General features: G+C 73.2%; 16 protein-coding genes, 1 pseudogene and 1 riboswitch. Of the genes and pseudogenes, 15 read left to right on the top strand and 2 right to left on the bottom strand.

Going from position 1 to position 15,775, the window contains the following annotated elements; translation table 11 throughout:
- Window positions 1–83 precede the first annotated feature (83 nt).
- From ACZ32T_RS23460 to ACZ32T_RS23405, 12 genes are all read left to right on the top strand, one after another.
- A complete protein-coding gene (locus ACZ32T_RS23460; protein ID WP_467268957.1) occupies window positions 84–989 on the top strand; it encodes a YihY/virulence factor BrkB family protein in 906 nt (301 codons plus the stop codon).
- A gap of 49 nt (window positions 990–1,038) precedes the next feature.
- Window positions 1,039–1,731 carry a GNAT family N-acetyltransferase gene (locus tag ACZ32T_RS23455; RefSeq protein WP_467268959.1) on the top strand — a complete coding sequence of 231 codons (693 nt, stop codon included), beginning with the start codon at window positions 1,039–1,041 and terminating at the stop codon, window positions 1,729–1,731.
- A gap of 5 nt (window positions 1,732–1,736) precedes the next feature.
- Window positions 1,737–2,615, top strand: coding sequence for an ABC transporter substrate-binding protein (locus ACZ32T_RS23450; RefSeq protein ID WP_467268961.1), 879 nt, complete (start codon window positions 1,737–1,739; stop codon window positions 2,613–2,615).
- A gap of 68 nt (window positions 2,616–2,683) precedes the next feature.
- Window positions 2,684–3,376: a helix-turn-helix domain-containing protein gene (locus ACZ32T_RS23445; protein ID WP_467268963.1), complete on the top strand. Its 693-nt coding sequence runs from the start codon at window positions 2,684–2,686 to the stop codon at window positions 3,374–3,376.
- Window positions 3,377–3,381: 5 nt separating this feature from the next.
- The gene (locus ACZ32T_RS23440; RefSeq protein WP_467369034.1) at window positions 3,382–4,740 is read left to right on the top strand and encodes an MFS transporter; all 1,359 of its coding nucleotides are present in this window, start codon (window positions 3,382–3,384) and stop codon (window positions 4,738–4,740) included.
- Window positions 4,741–4,841: 101 nt separating this feature from the next.
- Window positions 4,842–5,105, top strand: a complete 264-nt coding sequence (locus ACZ32T_RS23435; RefSeq protein WP_356707055.1) for a type B 50S ribosomal protein L31 — start codon at window positions 4,842–4,844, stop codon at window positions 5,103–5,105.
- Between the two features lie 89 nt (window positions 5,106–5,194).
- Complete coding sequence (locus ACZ32T_RS23430) at window positions 5,195–6,184, top strand: carbohydrate kinase family protein (protein WP_467268965.1); 990 nt, start codon at window positions 5,195–5,197, stop codon at window positions 6,182–6,184.
- Window positions 6,185–6,191: 7 nt separating this feature from the next.
- Window positions 6,192–8,045 carry an acyl-CoA dehydrogenase family protein gene (locus ACZ32T_RS23425; RefSeq protein ID WP_467268966.1) on the top strand — a complete coding sequence of 618 codons (1,854 nt, stop codon included), beginning with the start codon at window positions 6,192–6,194 and terminating at the stop codon, window positions 8,043–8,045.
- Window positions 8,042–8,212, top strand: a complete 171-nt coding sequence (locus ACZ32T_RS23420) for a hypothetical protein (RefSeq protein ID WP_467268968.1) — start codon at window positions 8,042–8,044, stop codon at window positions 8,210–8,212. Before ACZ32T_RS23425 ends, ACZ32T_RS23420 begins: the two co-directional genes overlap by 4 nt.
- A gap of 83 nt (window positions 8,213–8,295) precedes the next feature.
- Window positions 8,296–8,482: riboswitch (cobalamin riboswitch) on the top strand.
- Window positions 8,483–8,512: 30 nt separating this feature from the next.
- Entirely contained in the window at window positions 8,513–9,586 is a 1,074-nt protein-coding gene (locus ACZ32T_RS23415) for an ABC transporter substrate-binding protein (protein WP_467368776.1), read from the top strand.
- Between the two features lie 29 nt (window positions 9,587–9,615).
- The gene (locus tag ACZ32T_RS23410) at window positions 9,616–10,668 is read left to right on the top strand and encodes a FecCD family ABC transporter permease (protein ID WP_467369031.1); all 1,053 of its coding nucleotides are present in this window, start codon (window positions 9,616–9,618) and stop codon (window positions 10,666–10,668) included.
- Window positions 10,665–11,468, top strand: coding sequence for an ABC transporter ATP-binding protein (locus ACZ32T_RS23405; protein WP_467368773.1), 804 nt, complete (start codon window positions 10,665–10,667; stop codon window positions 11,466–11,468). The genes ACZ32T_RS23410 and ACZ32T_RS23405 overlap by 4 nt, the downstream gene beginning before the upstream one ends.
- Before the next feature lie 84 nt (window positions 11,469–11,552).
- On the opposite strand, the gene ACZ32T_RS23400 is transcribed toward ACZ32T_RS23405, so the two are convergent.
- Entirely contained in the window at window positions 11,553–12,569 is a 1,017-nt protein-coding gene (locus tag ACZ32T_RS23400) for a PRC and DUF2382 domain-containing protein (RefSeq protein ID WP_467368771.1), read from the bottom strand.
- Between the two features lie 339 nt (window positions 12,570–12,908).
- On the opposite strand from ACZ32T_RS23400, the gene ACZ32T_RS23395 reads away from it, so the two are divergent.
- Window positions 12,909–13,535, top strand: coding sequence for an adenosylcobinamide amidohydrolase (locus tag ACZ32T_RS23395; RefSeq protein WP_467369029.1), 627 nt, complete (start codon window positions 12,909–12,911; stop codon window positions 13,533–13,535).
- Window positions 13,536–13,615: 80 nt separating this feature from the next.
- Window positions 13,616–14,512 carry an NAD(P)-dependent oxidoreductase gene (locus tag ACZ32T_RS23390; protein ID WP_467268977.1) on the top strand — a complete coding sequence of 299 codons (897 nt, stop codon included), beginning with the start codon at window positions 13,616–13,618 and terminating at the stop codon, window positions 14,510–14,512.
- A 161-nt stretch (window positions 14,513–14,673) separates the two neighbouring features.
- Here ACZ32T_RS23390 and ACZ32T_RS23385 read toward each other — a convergent pair whose 3' ends face one another.
- A complete protein-coding gene (locus tag ACZ32T_RS23385) occupies window positions 14,674–14,949 on the bottom strand; it encodes a GlsB/YeaQ/YmgE family stress response membrane protein (RefSeq protein ID WP_467268979.1) in 276 nt (91 codons plus the stop codon).
- A 422-nt stretch (window positions 14,950–15,371) separates the two neighbouring features.
- Here ACZ32T_RS23385 and ACZ32T_RS23380 point away from each other — a divergent pair.
- Window positions 15,372–15,773, top strand: a pseudogene (locus ACZ32T_RS23380) (sensor histidine kinase); the annotation flags it as partial.
- Between the last annotated feature and the right edge of the window lie 2 nt (window positions 15,774–15,775).

Here is a 15,775-nt window from a genome sequence, read left to right as displayed (position 1 = left end):
CCGAGGCATGAGAGAAAGGGAGCGGCCGGGCCGCCGTGAGGCGTCCCGGCCGTCCGCCCTTCCCACGTCCCCGGAGTGACCGCGTGCCCAGCAGGACCGAAGGCCCAGTCGCGGAACGAACCGCACCACCGGCAGGGCGCCCCGCGCGCAGGCACTGGCGCACCGCTCTGCGCCGGACTCCCGTGTCGCTGTGGAACGACGACCTCTCCGACTGGGCGGCCGCCCTCACCTACTACGCCATCCTGGCGCTGCTCCCGGCCCTCCTCGTCACCGTCTCCGTCATCGGCCTGGCCAACCCCGGTGCCACCGACGCCCTGATCGCCGACATCACGGCCTTCGCGCCGGCCGAGTCCGGGGCGGCGCTGCGCCGGCCCCTGGAGGCGGCCACCCGGGAACGCACCGCCGTCTGGCTGCTCGTCGCCACCGGCAGCGTGAGCGCCGTGTGGTCCGCGTCCAGCTATCTGGCGGTCTTCCGCAGGGCGATGCACGCCATGCACCGGGTGAAGGACACCAGGCCGGCCCTGCGCCAGGCGCACATCATCGTGGTCTCGGCGATAGGGCTGCTCGTCCTGCTGATGGCCAGCGCCTTCGCCCTCGTGCTCACCGGCCCTCTGGCGCGCTGGCTCGGCCGCCGGGCGGGCCTGGCGCAGGCGGGCGAGACGCTGTGGGAAGGGCTGAAGTGGCCCGTCCTGCTCTGTCTGGTCGCCTGTCTCATCCTGGTCCTCTTCAGTACGGGACCGCGCTCCGCGCGCAGTGTGCGGCTGGCGCTGCCCGGCGGGGTGCTCGCGGCGTTCCTCTGGCTGATCGCCTCCGCCGGATTCGCGCTGTACGCGACGCACATCGGCAGCTACAGCCGGCTGTACGGGTCACTGGCCGGGCTGGTGGTCTTCCTGATCTGGATCTGGTTCACCAACCTCGCGCTCCTGACCGGCGCCCAGTTCAACGTCGAGCTCGCCCGCGCGGACGGCCCGGAGCGCGAGATGCCCTGAGCGCCTCCGGGCCCTTGTGGGAGCGCTCCCAGGAGTGAAGGATGAGGCGATGACCCCGACCGCGTACGTACGCCCCTACCGCCCCGCCGACCGGGAGGCCCTCGCGGACGTCTGCGTCCGTACGGCCGACAACGGCGGGGACAGCACCCACCTCCATCCGGACCCGGGGCTGATGCCCGCGCTGTTCGCCGAGCCCTATGCCCACCTGGAGCCGGAGCTGGCCTTCGTCCTGGACGACGGCTCCGGGCAGGCGGTCGGATACGTCCTGGGGACCGCGGACACGCGGCGGTTCGCCGTTGCCTTCCGGGAGGTCTGGCTCCCTCGGGTGACGGACCGCTTCCCCGAGCCGCAGGGTGAACCCGAGACGCCCACCGAGGCGATGACGGCCCTCCTGTACCGCCCGGAGCGCATGGTCCTCCCGGAGCTGGACGAGCACCCCGCGCACCTGCACATCGACCTGCTGCCGCCGTGGCAGCGCAAGGGGTACGGCAGGGAGCTGATGGGCGCCTTCCTGGGTGCGCTGCACCAGCAGGGGGTCGGGGCCGTCCATCTGTCCATGGTGACGGCGAACACCCCGGCCAGGGCGTTCTACGACCGGCTCGGGTTCCGGGTGATCGACGTGCCCGACCCCGGACCGCTGACCTATCTGGGGCGCACCACGGAGGGTGTGGAGCCGGCGGGCTGGGCAGGTAGTGGGTGGCGAGCCCGGGAGAGGGCCCGGGCCGCCGGTTCGGAGGGGTGAGTCGTATGACGCAGGAGAGCGCGTGGAGTTTCGCGGACGACCGGGGCCGGCTGGTGGTGGCGGACCGACGGCCCTCCCGGGTGCTCGCGTACGTCCAGGCGGGAGCGACGCTGTGGGACCACGGGATACGCCCGGAGGGGATCTTCGGCTCCGGGCACGACGGGGCGGAGCCCGACCGGGCGAAGACCGGCACGCTCCCGCTGGACTCCGTGGACTACCGCGGCGCGGGTGACGACCTGGACGTGGACACGCTGTTACGCGGGAGGCCCGACCTGGTCGTCGCCGTCAGCTACGGCCACGGTCAGCTCTACGGGCTGGACGCCGACACCGCCAAGCACCTGGAGGAGCGCGTCCCGGTCGTCGTGGTCGACGTGGGCCAGGCGCGCACCCTCGACCGGGTCGCCGCGCGGTTCGCCGAGCTCGCGCGCTCGCTCGGCGGCGCCTCGGGCCCGGACGCGGCCGACGAACTGCGCGCGGCCCGCGAGCGGCTCCGCGCGGCCGCCCGCAACCCCGCCGGCCCCAGGGTGGTGGCCCTCTCGCCCGCGGGTCAGGAGCAGGCGTATGTCGCCCGCCCCCAGATGTGGCCCGAACTGCGGGTGCTGGCGGAGCTCGGGGTCGGCCTGGTGTCCCCGCCCGACGGTGACGGCATCAACTGGGCCACCGTCGACTGGGCGCACGCCGCGGCCCTGGAGCCCGGCATCGTCCTGACGGACATCCGGTCCAACGCCGTCCCGCTCGACGAGATCACCGCTCCCGCCTGGGAAGCCGCCGGGCGCGGCGCGCGGACCGTGCCGTGGAACCCCGAACCGCTGTGCAGCCCCCAGGCGCACGCGCGTTTCCTCGAGCTCGTCGCGGACGCGGTGGAGCAGGCGGCAGGAGACTGAGCGGACTTTCCCAAAAATATTCTGCAAAAACTATTCGGCAAAGGCTGGTCGCGTTCTAGGCTGCCGCCATGGACAGCGACGCGACACACCGTGTGCTCGATCCCGAGCGGGACGCGGCCGCCCTGAAGGCCCTCACCCACCCCCTGCGGCTGAGGCTGCTGGGCCTTCTGCGGCTGCACGGTCCCGCCACCGCGAGCGAGCTGGCGGTCAGGACGGGGGAGACGTCGGCCGCGACCAGCTACCACCTGCGGGTGCTCGCCAAGTACGCCTTCGTCGCGGAGGCGGAGCACCGCGACGGACGTGAGCGCCGCTGGCGGGCCGTGCACTCCGTCACCTCGGCGGACAACGCGGCCATGCTGGCGACGCCCGCGGGCCGGGCGATGCTGGTGCTGGGCAGGCGCCGCCAGGTCGAGCACCTGCAGCAGTCGATGGAGCAGCACGAGGCGGACATCGACGCGGGCCGCCTCGGCGAGGAGTGGCACGACCCCTCGGGGATCGACGACCTGATGCCGCGGCTGACGCCGGAGTCCCTCCGCGAACTCCGCGACACGATGGCGCAGAAGCTCGCGGAGCTGACCGCACGCGACGAGCACGACTCCCGTGCCCGGCAGGTCGTGCTGCTCACCGCCGGACTCCCGCTGGCCCCGGACGGGCCGGCCGAACCCGACGCCGAAGCCGAGGCCGCGCCTTCCGCCGAGGCCGCCGCCCGTGACGCCGCGCCTTCCGCCGAGGCCGCGCCCGACGCCGGAAGAGCCCGGTGACCCCGGTGCCCGAGGGCGGGAAGCCCCGGACCGCGGTGTCCGGAGGCACGGCCGCCGGGCCCGACGAGCGCACCGCGCGCCGCAGGTTCGTCGCCGTGTCCTTCCTCTTCTGGCTCCCCGCAGGCCTCGGCATGGCGCCGATGGTGCTGCTCTTCACCGAGCGAGGCCTGGCCCTCACCGCCGTCGCCGCCGCATTCGCCGCGCACTCCCTGACCGCCGCCGCCCTGGAGCTCCCCACCGGCGGACTCTCCGACGTCATCGGCCGCCGCGCCGTCCTGGCCTGCGCCGGTCTGCTCAACGCAGGCGCCCTCACGCTCATGGGCCTCGGCACCGCCCCATGGGTGCTGGTCCTCGGCATGGCTCTCATGGGCGCCGGCCGCGCCCTGTCCAGCGGACCCGCCGAAGCCTGGTACGTCGACGCCGTGCACGCCCACGCGGGCCCCGACGCCGAGATCCGTACGGGACTGGCGCGCGGCAGTGCGGCCTCGTCCGGCGCCATCGCCCTCGGCGTCGTTCTCGGAGGGGCGCTGCCCTGGCTGCTCGGCCTCGGCCCGGACCCGGGGGACCGGCTGCGGACGCTCACCTCGGATCTGGTCCTGCCGCTCTCCGTGCCCGTGCTCCTCGGTGTGGTCGTCCACCTCGCCTTCGTCATCTACGTCCTGACCGCCCTGACGGAGCCGCCCCGCTCCGTGGCCACCCCGCGCGGCGTCCTGCGGGGCGTGCCCGGTGCCATCGCCGCGGGGCTGCGGCTCGGCGCCGGGGACACGCTGGTCCGTCGCATCCTGATGACCACCGGCGCCGCGGGCACAGCTCTCGCCGCTCTCGAACTGCTCACCCCCGGCCGCGCCGCCGCGCTGACCGGGACCGCGGAGTCGGGCGCGGTCCTCTTCGCCGGCCTGGCCGCCGCCGGATTCGCGTGCTCGGCGCTCGGAAGCCAACTGGCGCCGCTCGTGGCCCGGCTCGCGGGAGACGCGGAACGCGCGGTCCTGGCGAGCCTCGGCGCGAGCGTGGCCGGTCTGCTGGCGCTCGGCGCCACCGTGTCCGCCACCGGGGCGCCCGCGCTGACCACGGCCGCCGCCGGATACGGACTGGTCTATCTGGGCCTGGGCGCCGCAGGGCCCACCGAGAACGCCCTCCTGCACCGCCGCGTCGACACCTCCGGCCGGGCGACGGCCCTCTCCGTGCAGTCACTGGCCCAGCAACTCGTCGGGGCGGCCGGGGGCCTGGTCATCGGCGCGCTGCCCGCGGGCCCGCTGCCCTGGCTGCTCGTCGCCGTCGTGCTGCTGGCCGGAGCACTTCTGTGGACCCGACGCACCACCTCCGCTCCGAAGGCGGCCCCCGCCCCGAGCGGGACGGGGGACTGACCCGCTGCTCCGTACGGACGTCCCGGATCGCGCCCGCCCCCGCCGTTCGGGAGGCTGGCCCGAAGCCGGGACGCGAGATCCCCGTACCTCCAGGAGCAGAGATGCAGCAGGACAAGCACCCGTCGTACCGTCCCGTGGTCTTCCGTGACCGTTCCGCCGGGTACGCCTTTCTGACCCGGTCCACCGCGTCGAGCGAGCAGACGATCGACTGGGACGACGGCAACACCTACCCGGTCATCGACGTGGAGATCTCCGCCGAGAGCCACCCGTTCTTCACCGGCAAGGCCAGGGTGGTCGACACCGAGGGCCAGGTCGCCAAGTTCGAGCGGCGCTACGGCGACGAAGGGCGCGGCGGCGCCTCCTGAGCCCCGGGTCACCCCGGCTCCCCGCACCCGGGCAGAATCGGCGGCGGTGCGCACCCTCACCACGACCGCCCTCCAGGAGACCTGCCCCCATGCCCGACAGCCCCGTCCTGCTGGTCATCGGCGAATGCGTCGCCGACATCGTCCGGCTGCCGGGCGCGCCGGACCGGACCCACCCCGGCGGCAGCCCCGCGAACGTCGCGTACGGTCTGGCCGGACTGGGCCGGAGCACCACGCTGATCACCCAGCTCGGCCCGGACCCCGACGGGCGGCTGATCGCGGAGCACCTGGCTTCGGCCGGGGTACGGGTCCTCGACGACGGCAGCGGCGCGCCCACTCCCACCGCCACGGTGGACCTCGACGAGGCGGGACGGGCCACGTACACGTTCGAGATCGGCTGGACGCTGCGCCCGGTCGCGTGGCCCGGGGAGCCGCCCCGGCACGTCCACACCGGGTCCCTCGCCACCGCCCTCGACCCCGGCGCGGACGTCGTCCTGGACCTCGTCGAGTCGCTCCGCCCGGCGGCGACCGTCAGTTACGACCCCAACGTCCGGCCCGCACTGATGGGGGACCACGCCCGTGCCGTACGCCGCGCCGAGCGCTGGGCCGCGCTCAGCGACATCGTCAAGGCCAGCGACGAGGACCTGCGATGGCTGTACCCCGACGAGGCGCCGGAGACGGCCGCCGAGCGGTGGCTGCGCTCAGGGCCCGCGGTCGTCCTGCTCACCCGGGGCGCCGGAGGGGCGACGGCCTTCCTGCCGGGCGGGACCGTGAGCGCCGGCGCGCCACCCGTCAGGGTCGTGGACACGGTGGGCGCGGGCGACGCCTTCATGTCCGCCGCACTGCACGCCCTGGCCTCGTACGGACTGCTCGCAGGACGGGCCCGCGCACGGCTGCGCTCGCTGGACGCCACCGTCCTGGGCGACGTGCTGCGCCACGCGGTGGCGTCGGCCGCCGTGACCGTCGGACGGGCGGGTGCCCTGCCTCCCGACGAGGAGGAGCTGGCGGCGGCTCTGACCAGCGTGCCGGTCCGGGAGCGGCAGACCCTCCAGGGGTGTCCTCGCCCGCACCACGATCGTTGATTTCGTTATGACCGTGACCCTTACCGACACCGCCCCACCGTCCACCACCGAACTGCTGACCGGCGTCATCCTCGGTCCGGAATTCCGCCGTGAGCACGGGTTCTGGCAGCGGCTGATCAGCACAGAACCGTTCCGCCGCCCCGCCGGCGGAACGCCCGAAGAGCGACTGGACCTCGCCTACGACCGGTTGCGGATCCTCAACCTCTCCCTCGACAGCGGCGCACGCCTCGCCGCCGACCCCCGTGCGCTGGCCGCCCTGCACGCCTGGCTGGGCCCGGTGGACCCCGCGCTGACCACCGTGGCTGGAATCCACTACAACCTCTTCCTCGGCAGCCTCCTCGACCACGAGTGCGCCGGCCGCCGCGATCTGTCGGACTATCTGTCGATGCGGCGCATCGGCACCTTCCTCTGCACGGAGGTGGCACACGGCAACAACGCGGCGGCCATGGAGACCACCGCCACCTACGACCGTGAACGGGACGGCTTCGTCCTGAACACCCCGAACCCGGGCGCACAGAAGTTCATGCCCAACACCAGCCCGGCGGGCGGAGCCAAGTCCGGCCTGGTCGCCGCCCGCCTGGTGGCCGACGGCTCCGACCACGGGGTGCGCCTCTTCCTGGTGCCGCTCACCGACGACACGCAGGCGCTGCCCGGTGTCCGGGTGCGGCGGCTGCCGGCCCGGATGGGCAGCCCGGTGGACCACTGCCTGACCTCGTTCGACCGGGTCTTCGTGGCACGGGACGCCCTGCTGGGACCAGCCGAGGAGGGCGACGTCCCAGGGGAGTTCAGAACGGGGCCAGGGGACAGGCGGCGTCGTTTCCTCACCGCGATCGGGCGGGTCACCCCCGGCCGCATCTCCATGAGCGCCTGCGCCGCGGGCTCGGCCCGCGCGACCCTGGCGGTCGCCGTACGCTACGGCGGGCACCGGATGATCTCCGGCTCCCGGGGCGCACCACCGGTGCCGGTGAACGCCCACCGGACGCACCACGGACCGCTCGCCTCGGCGATGGCCATGGTCTTCGCCATGAGCCTGCTGTACCGCAGGGCACAGGAGCGCTGGGAAGCCCGTACGGACGAGGACGCCCGGACGGACGCGGTGAGGCTGGTCGACGTCGCCAAGGCGTGGATCACCTGGCGGGCCCGCGACGTCATCGTCGAGAGCCGTGAACGCTGCGGCGCCCAGGCGCTGCTGGAGAACAACGGCATGACCGAACTCGTCACGGGCGTGGAGGGCGCCATCACCGCGGAGGGCGACAACATCGCCCTGTACGCCAAGGCCGCGGCCGACATGCTCTTCGCCGCAGAGCCCGGCGGTGGTGACGACGCCCCCGACCGGGCCCCGTACCCCGGGGACCTCGCCGACCCGCACTTCCTGGGCCGGCTACTCGCCTCGGTCCAGGACATCTGGTTCGCCCGCGCCAGGGCCCGTGCGCTGCGGGCACCCGACACAGACACCCTCGGCCGGTGGAACGCGGCCTCGGGCCCCGCCCTGCGCGGCGTCGAAGCCTACGCGTACCGGCAGGCCGCCCAGGCCTACGCCGAGGCCCGCGCGACACTGCCCGAAGGGGCGGCCAGGGAACGGATCGGCGAGCTGGAGCGGCTGTTCGCCCTCGAATGGGTCTCCCGTAACAGCGGCGACCTGCTGGCCGCCGGTCTCCTGAGCACCGCTCAGGTGGACGCCTTGCCCGAGGCCGTCGAGGAGCTCGTCACGGCCGTCGCCGCGCACGCCCCCGAGCTGGCCGAGTCCTTCGCCCTGCCCGAGGAACTGCTCGCCGACTGGCCGATCGCCGGACCCGGCTACGCGGACGCGTACGACGACCCCGAGGGCCCCTGGAACACCGGCCTGGCGGACGCCCGATGAGCGCCGGAGGCAAGGGACAGGCCGTCTGCTGCCGCCTCGGCGAGCACCTGGAGATCCTGGGTCTGCGCGCCGTCCTGCTCGCCTACTGGGGCACGACGTCCGTGCTCGCCCGCCGCGGCGGAAAGCCGCAGCCCGCAAGCGGCGAATCGGTTCACCCCAAGCGCTGACCCGCCCGACGGCCGGCCGGTACGGAGAGGGAGAGACCCCTCGCCGTACCGGCGACGGCCCCCGGGGCAGGCGGCGCGCAGCGTGATAGCTTGCAGACGCCAGTCACACTCCACGTGGAGTCAGGGAATCCGGTGCGAATCCGGAGCTGACGCGCAGCGGTGAGGGGGACGGGCGGGGCCACAGCCACTGGGACACCCACGGGTGCACCGGGAAGGCGCCCCGTCCGGACGAACCCGAGTCCGAAGACCTGCTGGCAACCGCTTCCGCACCGGGAGCGGAACTCCGTACGGGCTCCGCGCATGAGCCCAGAGAACGCCGAGGTCTCCGTGCCGCCCATAGCCAGCACCGCACGCCGAACAGCCCTGCTCATCGCGGGACTTGTCCTTCTGACCGCCTGCGGGGAAGGCGGCGGCGCCTCCGACGGCGCGGCCCGGTCCGCCGCCGGCGACGGCTTCCCGGTGACCCTGGAGAACTGCGGCCGTACGGTGACAGTCGACTCGCCACCGCGTCACGCCGTCTCACTCAACCAGGGATCCACCGAGATCCTGCTCTCCCTGGGCCTCGCCGGCAGGCTGGCCGCCACCGCGACCTGGACGGACCCGGTGATGAAGGGCCTGGAGAAGGACGAATCCACGGTGAAGCGCCTCGCCGAGAACCAGCCCTCCTCCGAGAAGGTCCTAGCCGAGGAACCCGACTTCGTCAGCGCCTCCTTCGCGTCCACCCTCGGCAAGGGCGGGGTGGCACCCCGCGACCAGTTCGAGGAGCTGGGCGTACCGACGTACCTCTCGCCCTCCGACTGCGCGGGCAAGGACAACACCGGCAGCGGCGACGGCTCGCGCTCCGAGCCCCTGACCATGGACCGCGTGTACGGCGAAGTGCGCGACCTGGCCAAGGTGTTCGGCGTCCCGGAGCGCGGCGAGAAGCTGGTGAAGAGCCTTCGCGCACGCGTCGACAGGGCGACCGCGGACATCGACGCGTCCGGCACCACGATGCTCTACTGGTTCGCCAACTCCGAAGCCCCGTACCTGGCCGGGTGCTGCGGCGCCCCCGGCATCATCACCGAGGAGCTGGGCGCGAAGAACGTCTTCGACGACACGCACGAGGAATGGCCCCAGATCAACTGGGAGACCGTCGCCGACCGCGACCCCGACGTCCTGGTCATCGGTGACCTGAGCCGGAAGTCGCAGACGGCCGAGAGCGCGGCGAAGAAGATCGAGTTCCTGGAGTCCAACCCCGCCACGAAGAACATGGACGCCGTCCGGCACAAGCGGTACGTCCTGCTCAGCGGCCAGGCGATGAATCCGACCGTCCGGACCGTGGAGGGCGTGGAGCGCCTCGCGGCCGGGCTGCGCTCGTTCGGGCTCGCGGGGTGACGAGGACCGAACGCGCCCCGGACGTTCGGGTGGAGCAGCCGCCCCCGGCCCGGACGCCACCCGCAGTCCGGGTCCTGCGCGACGGCGTCCTGTGGACCGCCGGGATCGTCCTGCTGCTCCTGTCCGTCGCGGTGGCCGTCACGATCGGGCCCGCCCGTGTCTCCGTCCCGGACGTCTGGGCCGCGGTGGCCTCGCACCTCGGCCTGGGAGACGGGCGGCTGACCCCGATCCGTGACGGCATCATCTGGAACCTGCGCATGCCCCGCACCCTGCTGGCGGCGGTGTGCGGGGCCGGACTCGCGGTGTGCGGCACCGTGATGCAGTCGCTGCTGCGCAACCCGCTCGCCGACCCCTTCGTCCTCGGCGTCTCCTCCGGGGCGTCCACCGGGGCGGTCGTGGTCGTCGTCCTGGGCGTCGGCGGCGGAGCCGTGTCGGTCTCGGGCGGTGCGTTCGTCGGGGCGCTGTGCTCGTTCGCCCTCGTCCTGCTGCTCAGCCACACCCTCGGCGGATCCACCGACCGGGTCGTCCTCTCCGGGGTCGCGGCCATGCAGCTCTTCTCCGCGCTCACGTCCTTCGTCGTGATGACCGCCGCCGACGCCGAACAGACCCGGGGCGTGCTCTTCTGGCTGCTCGGCTCGCTGAGCGGGGTGGGCTGGAGCGAAGTGTGGATGTGCTCGGCCGTGCTGGCCGTGACCCTGCTGATCTGCCTCGGCCACGCCCGTACGCTCGACGCCTTCGCCTTCGGCCAGGACGCCGCGGCCGCGCTGGGCGTGCACGTGGGACGCACCCGGATCGTGCTGCTCTGCACCACCGCGCTCCTGACGGCTGCCCTGGTCAGCTCGGCGGGCGCCATCGGCTTCGTCGGCCTCGTCCTCCCGCACGCCGCCCGGGCGCTGACGGGCTCGGGGCACCGACGGCTGCTGCCGGTGACCGCTCTCGCCGGAGCCGTGTTCCTGGTCTGGGTGGACACCCTGGCCAGGACCGTCCTCGACCCGCAGGAGGTCCCGGTCGGTGTGGTCACCTCCCTCATCGGGGTACCCGTCTTCGTCATCGTCCTTTACCGCACCCGGAGGAACGCGTGAACCGGACAGCGGTCCCCGGCGACGGCCTGCGCGCCGACCGGGTCGCCCGGGAGGCCGGCGGGCGGATCGTCCTCGACGGAGTGAGCATCGCGCCGCCGCCCGGCACCACCGTCGGGCTCCTGGGGCCGAACGGCTCCGGGAAGACCACGCTGCTGCGGGTGATGGCGGGCGTGATCGCGCCCGGCGCGGGTGTCGTCACCCTCGACGGCCGCACGCTCGCCGAGACCGGCCGGCGCGGCGTGGCCCGCCGCGTGGCCGTCGTCGACCAGCACGCGGTCACCCAGGTCGACCTGAGCGTGCTGGACGTCGTACGCCTCGGCCGCATCCCGCACCGCCGGGCCTGGTCGGCGCCCGGGCCCGAGGACGAGGCCGCCGTGCGCGAGGCTCTGGCGCGCACCGGACTGGCCGACCGCGCCGCCCAGTCCTGGCACACCCTGTCGGGTGGCGAGCGCCAGCGGGTGCAGATCGCCCGCGCCCTCGCCCAGCAGCCGCGGGAACTCCTCCTGGACGAACCCACCAACCACCTGGACATCCAGCACCAGCTGGAGCTGCTCTCCCTGGTCGCCGTGCTGCCCGTCACCGCCGTGGTCGCGCTGCACGATCTCAATCTGGCCGCCATGTTCTGCGACCGGGTCACGATCATGAAGGAAGGCAGGGTGGTCGCCGGGGGGACGCCCTCGGAGGTGATCACCGAGGAACTCATCGCCGACGTGTACCGGGTGCGCGCGGTGGTCACGCCGGAAGGGCCCGACGGACGCCCCTCCGTGCGGTTCCTGCCGGGCGGAGCGGCCCACCGGTGACGGCGGGACGAGAGGGCGGGCCCGTGAACCGCCCGGGTCCGCCCCTCGCTGCTGTCGCGCGGCCTTTCGCCGCTGTGTGAGGGGTCAGCGACGACGTCCCTGGCCGAACTCGCCGCCCATGTCCTTGCCGCTGCCCATGTCGTCCTTGCCGTCCGCGTAGTCGATCTTCTCCTTGCGGAGCTCGGCGGAGACTTCCTTCTGCTCGGTGACCTTGTTGGTTTCGAGACGGACCCGTTCCACGGGGACCGCCTCCTTGCGGACGGTGGCTCGTTCGGCGTGCAGGGTGACTTCGACGTCCTGTTCGCCGAGGTCGTGCGTGCCCTTCATGCCTGTGGCCTTGTCGCCCGGCTGCAGAGGCTCGCGCACCACGCGCACCTCCTCGTGGGACACCGGCACCGTCCGTGTGACGTTCTCCGTCACGACGTACTTGTGCAGACGTGCCCTCCCGCTCTCGTACTCCTCCGTGCCGACCTGGAGCTGCTCCTCGGAGCGGACCATCTCCTCACGGCCGCCGGCACCCGCGGCGGACCGCTCGGCTCCGGCTCCGGCGAGCGGGCGGGACGTGGAGGACGTCTCCGTGTCGCGGTGCCTGCCCGCGCCGGCCCCGGTGGTGCCCGTGCCGGCGGTGGTGCCGGTGGCCTTCGCCTGGCCGCCGGAGGCCGTGCGGGCGGTGCCGGCGGCACCGGCTGCCCCGGCTGCGCCCGCGGCACCCATGGCTCCCGTTCCGGTCCCGGACGTCGTGCGCGCGTCGCCGCCCGCTCCGGTGCGTCCGGTGGTCTTCCGGGTCATTCCGTAGTGCCTGTAGAGCTCCTCCTCCTCCGAGACGGAGAGGTGCGCGTCCGCATCGACCCGGGGGGCGTCCTTGACGCGGTCCTTCGGATGCGAGACGTGCAGGTCGGAGCCCACCCGGCGGGCTCCGGCAAGCGGGACGAAGCTCTCCTTCATGCCGAACATGCCGGTCTTCACCGTGATCCAGTCGGGCTTGCCGGTGTCGTCGTCGACGTACACCCGCCCCACTGTGCCGACCTTCTCTCCGTCGCTGTCGTAGACGGTCAGACCGTCGAGTTCTCCGGAATCCGTGAAACCGTCAGCGGCTCCCATGGCCGATTCCTCCTCGCCCGGGCGCGTCCTGCGGTCGGTTCCTGCAGGGAAGGCGCGTCCGGATTCCATCGCGCCTCACCCGGTTGGACGGTGCAACTTCCCGGCCTGTGCGGCGGGCGGCCCAGAACACCGGGGAGGTGCGGTGGCCCCGCTCCACGCGCATATCGGGCCCGCCACACGCATTACGCCATTCGAGTGAGTGAGCACTCTCCCGGGTGCGCCGGGTGTGCGCTCCCGGCCCGCCCGTATGATCGACGCCGCTGCCGACGGTCGGCAGGCTTGTCACGGGGGTGCCTCATCGGATCCGTAGTCATCCGTCAGCCTCGGCAGCGGGGCGAACTGCTGGCCCGGCAGGAGGACGGCCTCGGGCTGCACCACCTGGTCTGGCGGCTGGGGCCCGGCTGGCGCGTGTGCAGCAGCGCCGTGCTCGGCGGCGGGATCGGCCCGCGGGCCTGGATCCTGAACGCCCAGGTGCCCGGCGGCTACCCCCGGCTCGACCCCGGCAGGCACCTCGCCGAGATCGCGGCGTCCGAGGCGCTCGACGGGCCGGGCGCCGGACTGATGACAGCCGCCGATGTCACGGCCCGCACCGTCGCCGACGACGGCGGAGCGACCGCGACCGTCACCAGCGGCCTCGGCGTACGGGGATGGGCAGCGGCCCCGGCCGAGGGCACCGACGGCCCTCGCCCGCCCGGGACCGTCAACATCGTCGTCACCCTCCCCGTGGCGCTCTCCGACGCGGCCCTGGTCAACGCGGTGGCCACCGCCACCGAAGCGAAGGTCCAGGCGCTGGTGGACGCCGGACTCGACTGCTCCGGGACCCCGACGGACGCGGTGTGTGTCGCCGCGCCGGAGCCGGGAGGGCAGTCCGGTGAGCCGTTCGCCGGACCGCGTTCGCGCTGGGGCGCGCGACTCGCCAGAGCCGTCCACCGCGCCACCCTGGAGAGCGCGCTGCGGCAGTCTTGAGACCCACGAGTCCTGGAACTGCCGCAGTCCCGGGGCCCACAGGTCGCGAGACCGGCCCGCACCGACGAAGGGAATCTCCCATGACCACCGCATCCCCCGCCGACGCCGCCCCCGGCACGCCGACCGTCGCGGTCCTCGGCACCGGGATCATGGGGTCCGGGATGGCCCGCAGCCTGCTCAGGGCGCAGCTCCCCGTCAGGGTCTGGAACCGCACACGGTCCAGGGCCGAACCGCTGGCCGCCCACGGCGCCACCGTGACGGACACCCCCGAGGAAGCGGTACGCGGAGCCGATGTCGTCCTCACCGCCCTGAACGACGGCCGGGCCGTGGCGGAGACCCTCACCGCCGCCACGCCCGGCCTGCGTCCGGGGCAGGTCTGGATGCAGAGCGCCACCGTGGGCCTCGGCGCCACGACCGATCTCGCCCACCGGGGCGCCGGACTGGGGCTGGTCTACCTGGACGCCCCGGTCTCCGGCACGAAGCAGCCGGCGGAGCAGGGCACGCTCACCGTGTTCGTCTCAGGCCCCTCGAGCGCCCGCACCACGGCACTGCCCGTCCTGGAGGCCATCGGGCAGCGCACCCTGTGGGTCGGGGAGGAGCCGGGGGCCGCCACCCGGCTCAAGCTCGTCGCCAACACCTGGGTGATCAACCTGGTCAACAGCGTGGCGGAGTGCCTCAACCTCGCGGAGGGACTCGGGCTCGACCCGCAGCTCTTCCTGGACGCCATGAAGGGCGGCCCGCTGGACACGCCGTACCTCCAGGGCAAGTCCGCGGCGTTGCTCTCCGGTGATCTCAGCCCGAGCTTCGCGCTCTCCACCGCGCTCAAGGACTCCCGGCTGATCCTCGAGGCGGCCGAGGCCTCCGGAGTGACGCTCGATCTGGTCGCCGCCTCCGCCGAGCGGTTCACCCGGGCGGAAACGGCCGGACACGGCGGCCAGGACATGATCGCCACGTACTACGCGGGCCGCTCGGCCTGAGCCCCTGCCTTCGGCCGGCCGCACCGGTCAGTGCTGGGACAACGCACTCGGCGAGTCGTTCTTCTCGACCATGACCGCACTCGCGCAGGTACGGCAAACGGCTCCCCAGCAAGCAGAGGGGGAGCCGTTTGCGGCGAGCGCGGACTGCGGGCAGTCGGGAATCAGGCGCGGCGCGAGTGCCGATTGCCGGTGATGACCCGGTACAGGACCAGGAGGATGATGGAGCCGGCAATGGCGGCGATCCAGGTGGAGAGGTCGAAGAAGCCGTCGATGGAGTCGACCCCGAAGATGACCTTGCCGAGCCAGCCGCCGAGAAGGCCTCCCGCGATGCCGATGAGCATCGTGATGATGATGCCGCCGGGGTCCTTGCCCGGAAGCAGTACCTTGGCGATGACGCCGGCGAGCAACCCGATGAAGATCCAGGCGATGATGCCCATGATGCGTCTCCTACCTCGTCGTACAAAGCCTGTGTCAATGCACCGTCTTTACCGTCCCGGCCTTTTCAAACACTGCACATCTGCCGTGTTGTGGGCAGGGCGCCTGTGCACTACGTCGTCTCGGTGCGCTCACTGTCGTGGCGGCCTGACTCCCGCCCGGCACATGAACCACCGGACAGGGCTCAGACGCAGGTGCTCGTCTCCGGGGTACAGAAGTGGACCTGCGGATAGCGCACGGACGGCTTGTCCAGGAGGGGCCGCGGTCGGTGGCGCAGGTGCAGGTCGAGGAAGGCGCGGGTGTATCCACGGACGATCTCCGCGGCCCGGCCGGCCGGCAGATCGGCGCCGATGTCGATGCCCAGCTGCTCGGCCAGCAGTCCGACGACGCGGACGAGGGGACGGGCGTGGAGGGTTCGGATGCGGTGCAGGCACCCCAACCCGGCCTGGGCCAGCTGGAATCGCTGGTCGGGCGTGTTCGGGACACCGGACTGCCGGTCGACCTGAGCGTGACCGGCCGGCCCTGCCCCCTCCCGCCCGGTATCGAACTCGCCGCGTACCGCGTGGTGCAGGAAGCCCTGACCAACACCGTGAAGCACGCCGCCGGTGCGACCGCTGCCGTGACCGTCGATTACGGTCCCGGCCGGCTTCGAGTGGAGGTCACCGATACCGGAGGACACGCGGGTGCTGCCGCGGCAGACGGGAACGGCCGGGGGCTGATCGGGCTGCGCGAGCGCCTCACTGTCTACGACGGAACCCTGGACACCGGCCGGTCTCGGGCCGGCGGCTACCGTGTGGAGGCCCTGATCCCCTTGGAGACACGGTGACC

Source organism: Streptomyces sp. NPDC023573 (assembly GCF_055559735.1).
Note: the sequence above shows the minus strand (reverse complement) of the source record. Positions and strands in the feature narration are given on the sequence as shown.

What these genes read in the sequence shown, in the direction of transcription:
- ACZ32T_RS23450 (WP_467268961.1), top strand. Translation starts at nt 1,737, where the DNA reads ATGACGCAGGAGAGCGCGTGGAGTTTCGCGGACGACCGGGGCCGGCTG.
- ACZ32T_RS23415 (WP_467368776.1), top strand. Translation starts at nt 8,513, where the DNA reads ATGAGCCCAGAGAACGCCGAGGTCTCCGTGCCGCCCATAGCCAGCACC.
- ACZ32T_RS23400 (WP_467368771.1), bottom strand. Translation starts at nt 12,569, where the DNA reads ATGGGAGCCGCTGACGGTTTCACGGATTCCGGAGAACTCGACGGTCTG.
- ACZ32T_RS23420 (WP_467268968.1), top strand. Translation starts at nt 8,042, where the DNA reads ATGAGCGCCGGAGGCAAGGGACAGGCCGTCTGCTGCCGCCTCGGCGAG.
- ACZ32T_RS23445 (WP_467268963.1), top strand. Translation starts at nt 2,684, where the DNA reads ATGGACAGCGACGCGACACACCGTGTGCTCGATCCCGAGCGGGACGCG.
- ACZ32T_RS23385 (WP_467268979.1), bottom strand. Translation starts at nt 14,949, where the DNA reads ATGGGCATCATCGCCTGGATCTTCATCGGGTTGCTCGCCGGCGTCATC.
- ACZ32T_RS23435 (WP_356707055.1), top strand. Translation starts at nt 4,842, where the DNA reads ATGCAGCAGGACAAGCACCCGTCGTACCGTCCCGTGGTCTTCCGTGAC.
- ACZ32T_RS23430 (WP_467268965.1), top strand. Translation starts at nt 5,195, where the DNA reads ATGCCCGACAGCCCCGTCCTGCTGGTCATCGGCGAATGCGTCGCCGAC.
- ACZ32T_RS23390 (WP_467268977.1), top strand. Translation starts at nt 13,616, where the DNA reads ATGACCACCGCATCCCCCGCCGACGCCGCCCCCGGCACGCCGACCGTC.
- ACZ32T_RS23455 (WP_467268959.1), top strand. Translation starts at nt 1,039, where the DNA reads ATGACCCCGACCGCGTACGTACGCCCCTACCGCCCCGCCGACCGGGAG.
- ACZ32T_RS23425 (WP_467268966.1), top strand. Translation starts at nt 6,192, where the DNA reads ATGACCGTGACCCTTACCGACACCGCCCCACCGTCCACCACCGAACTG.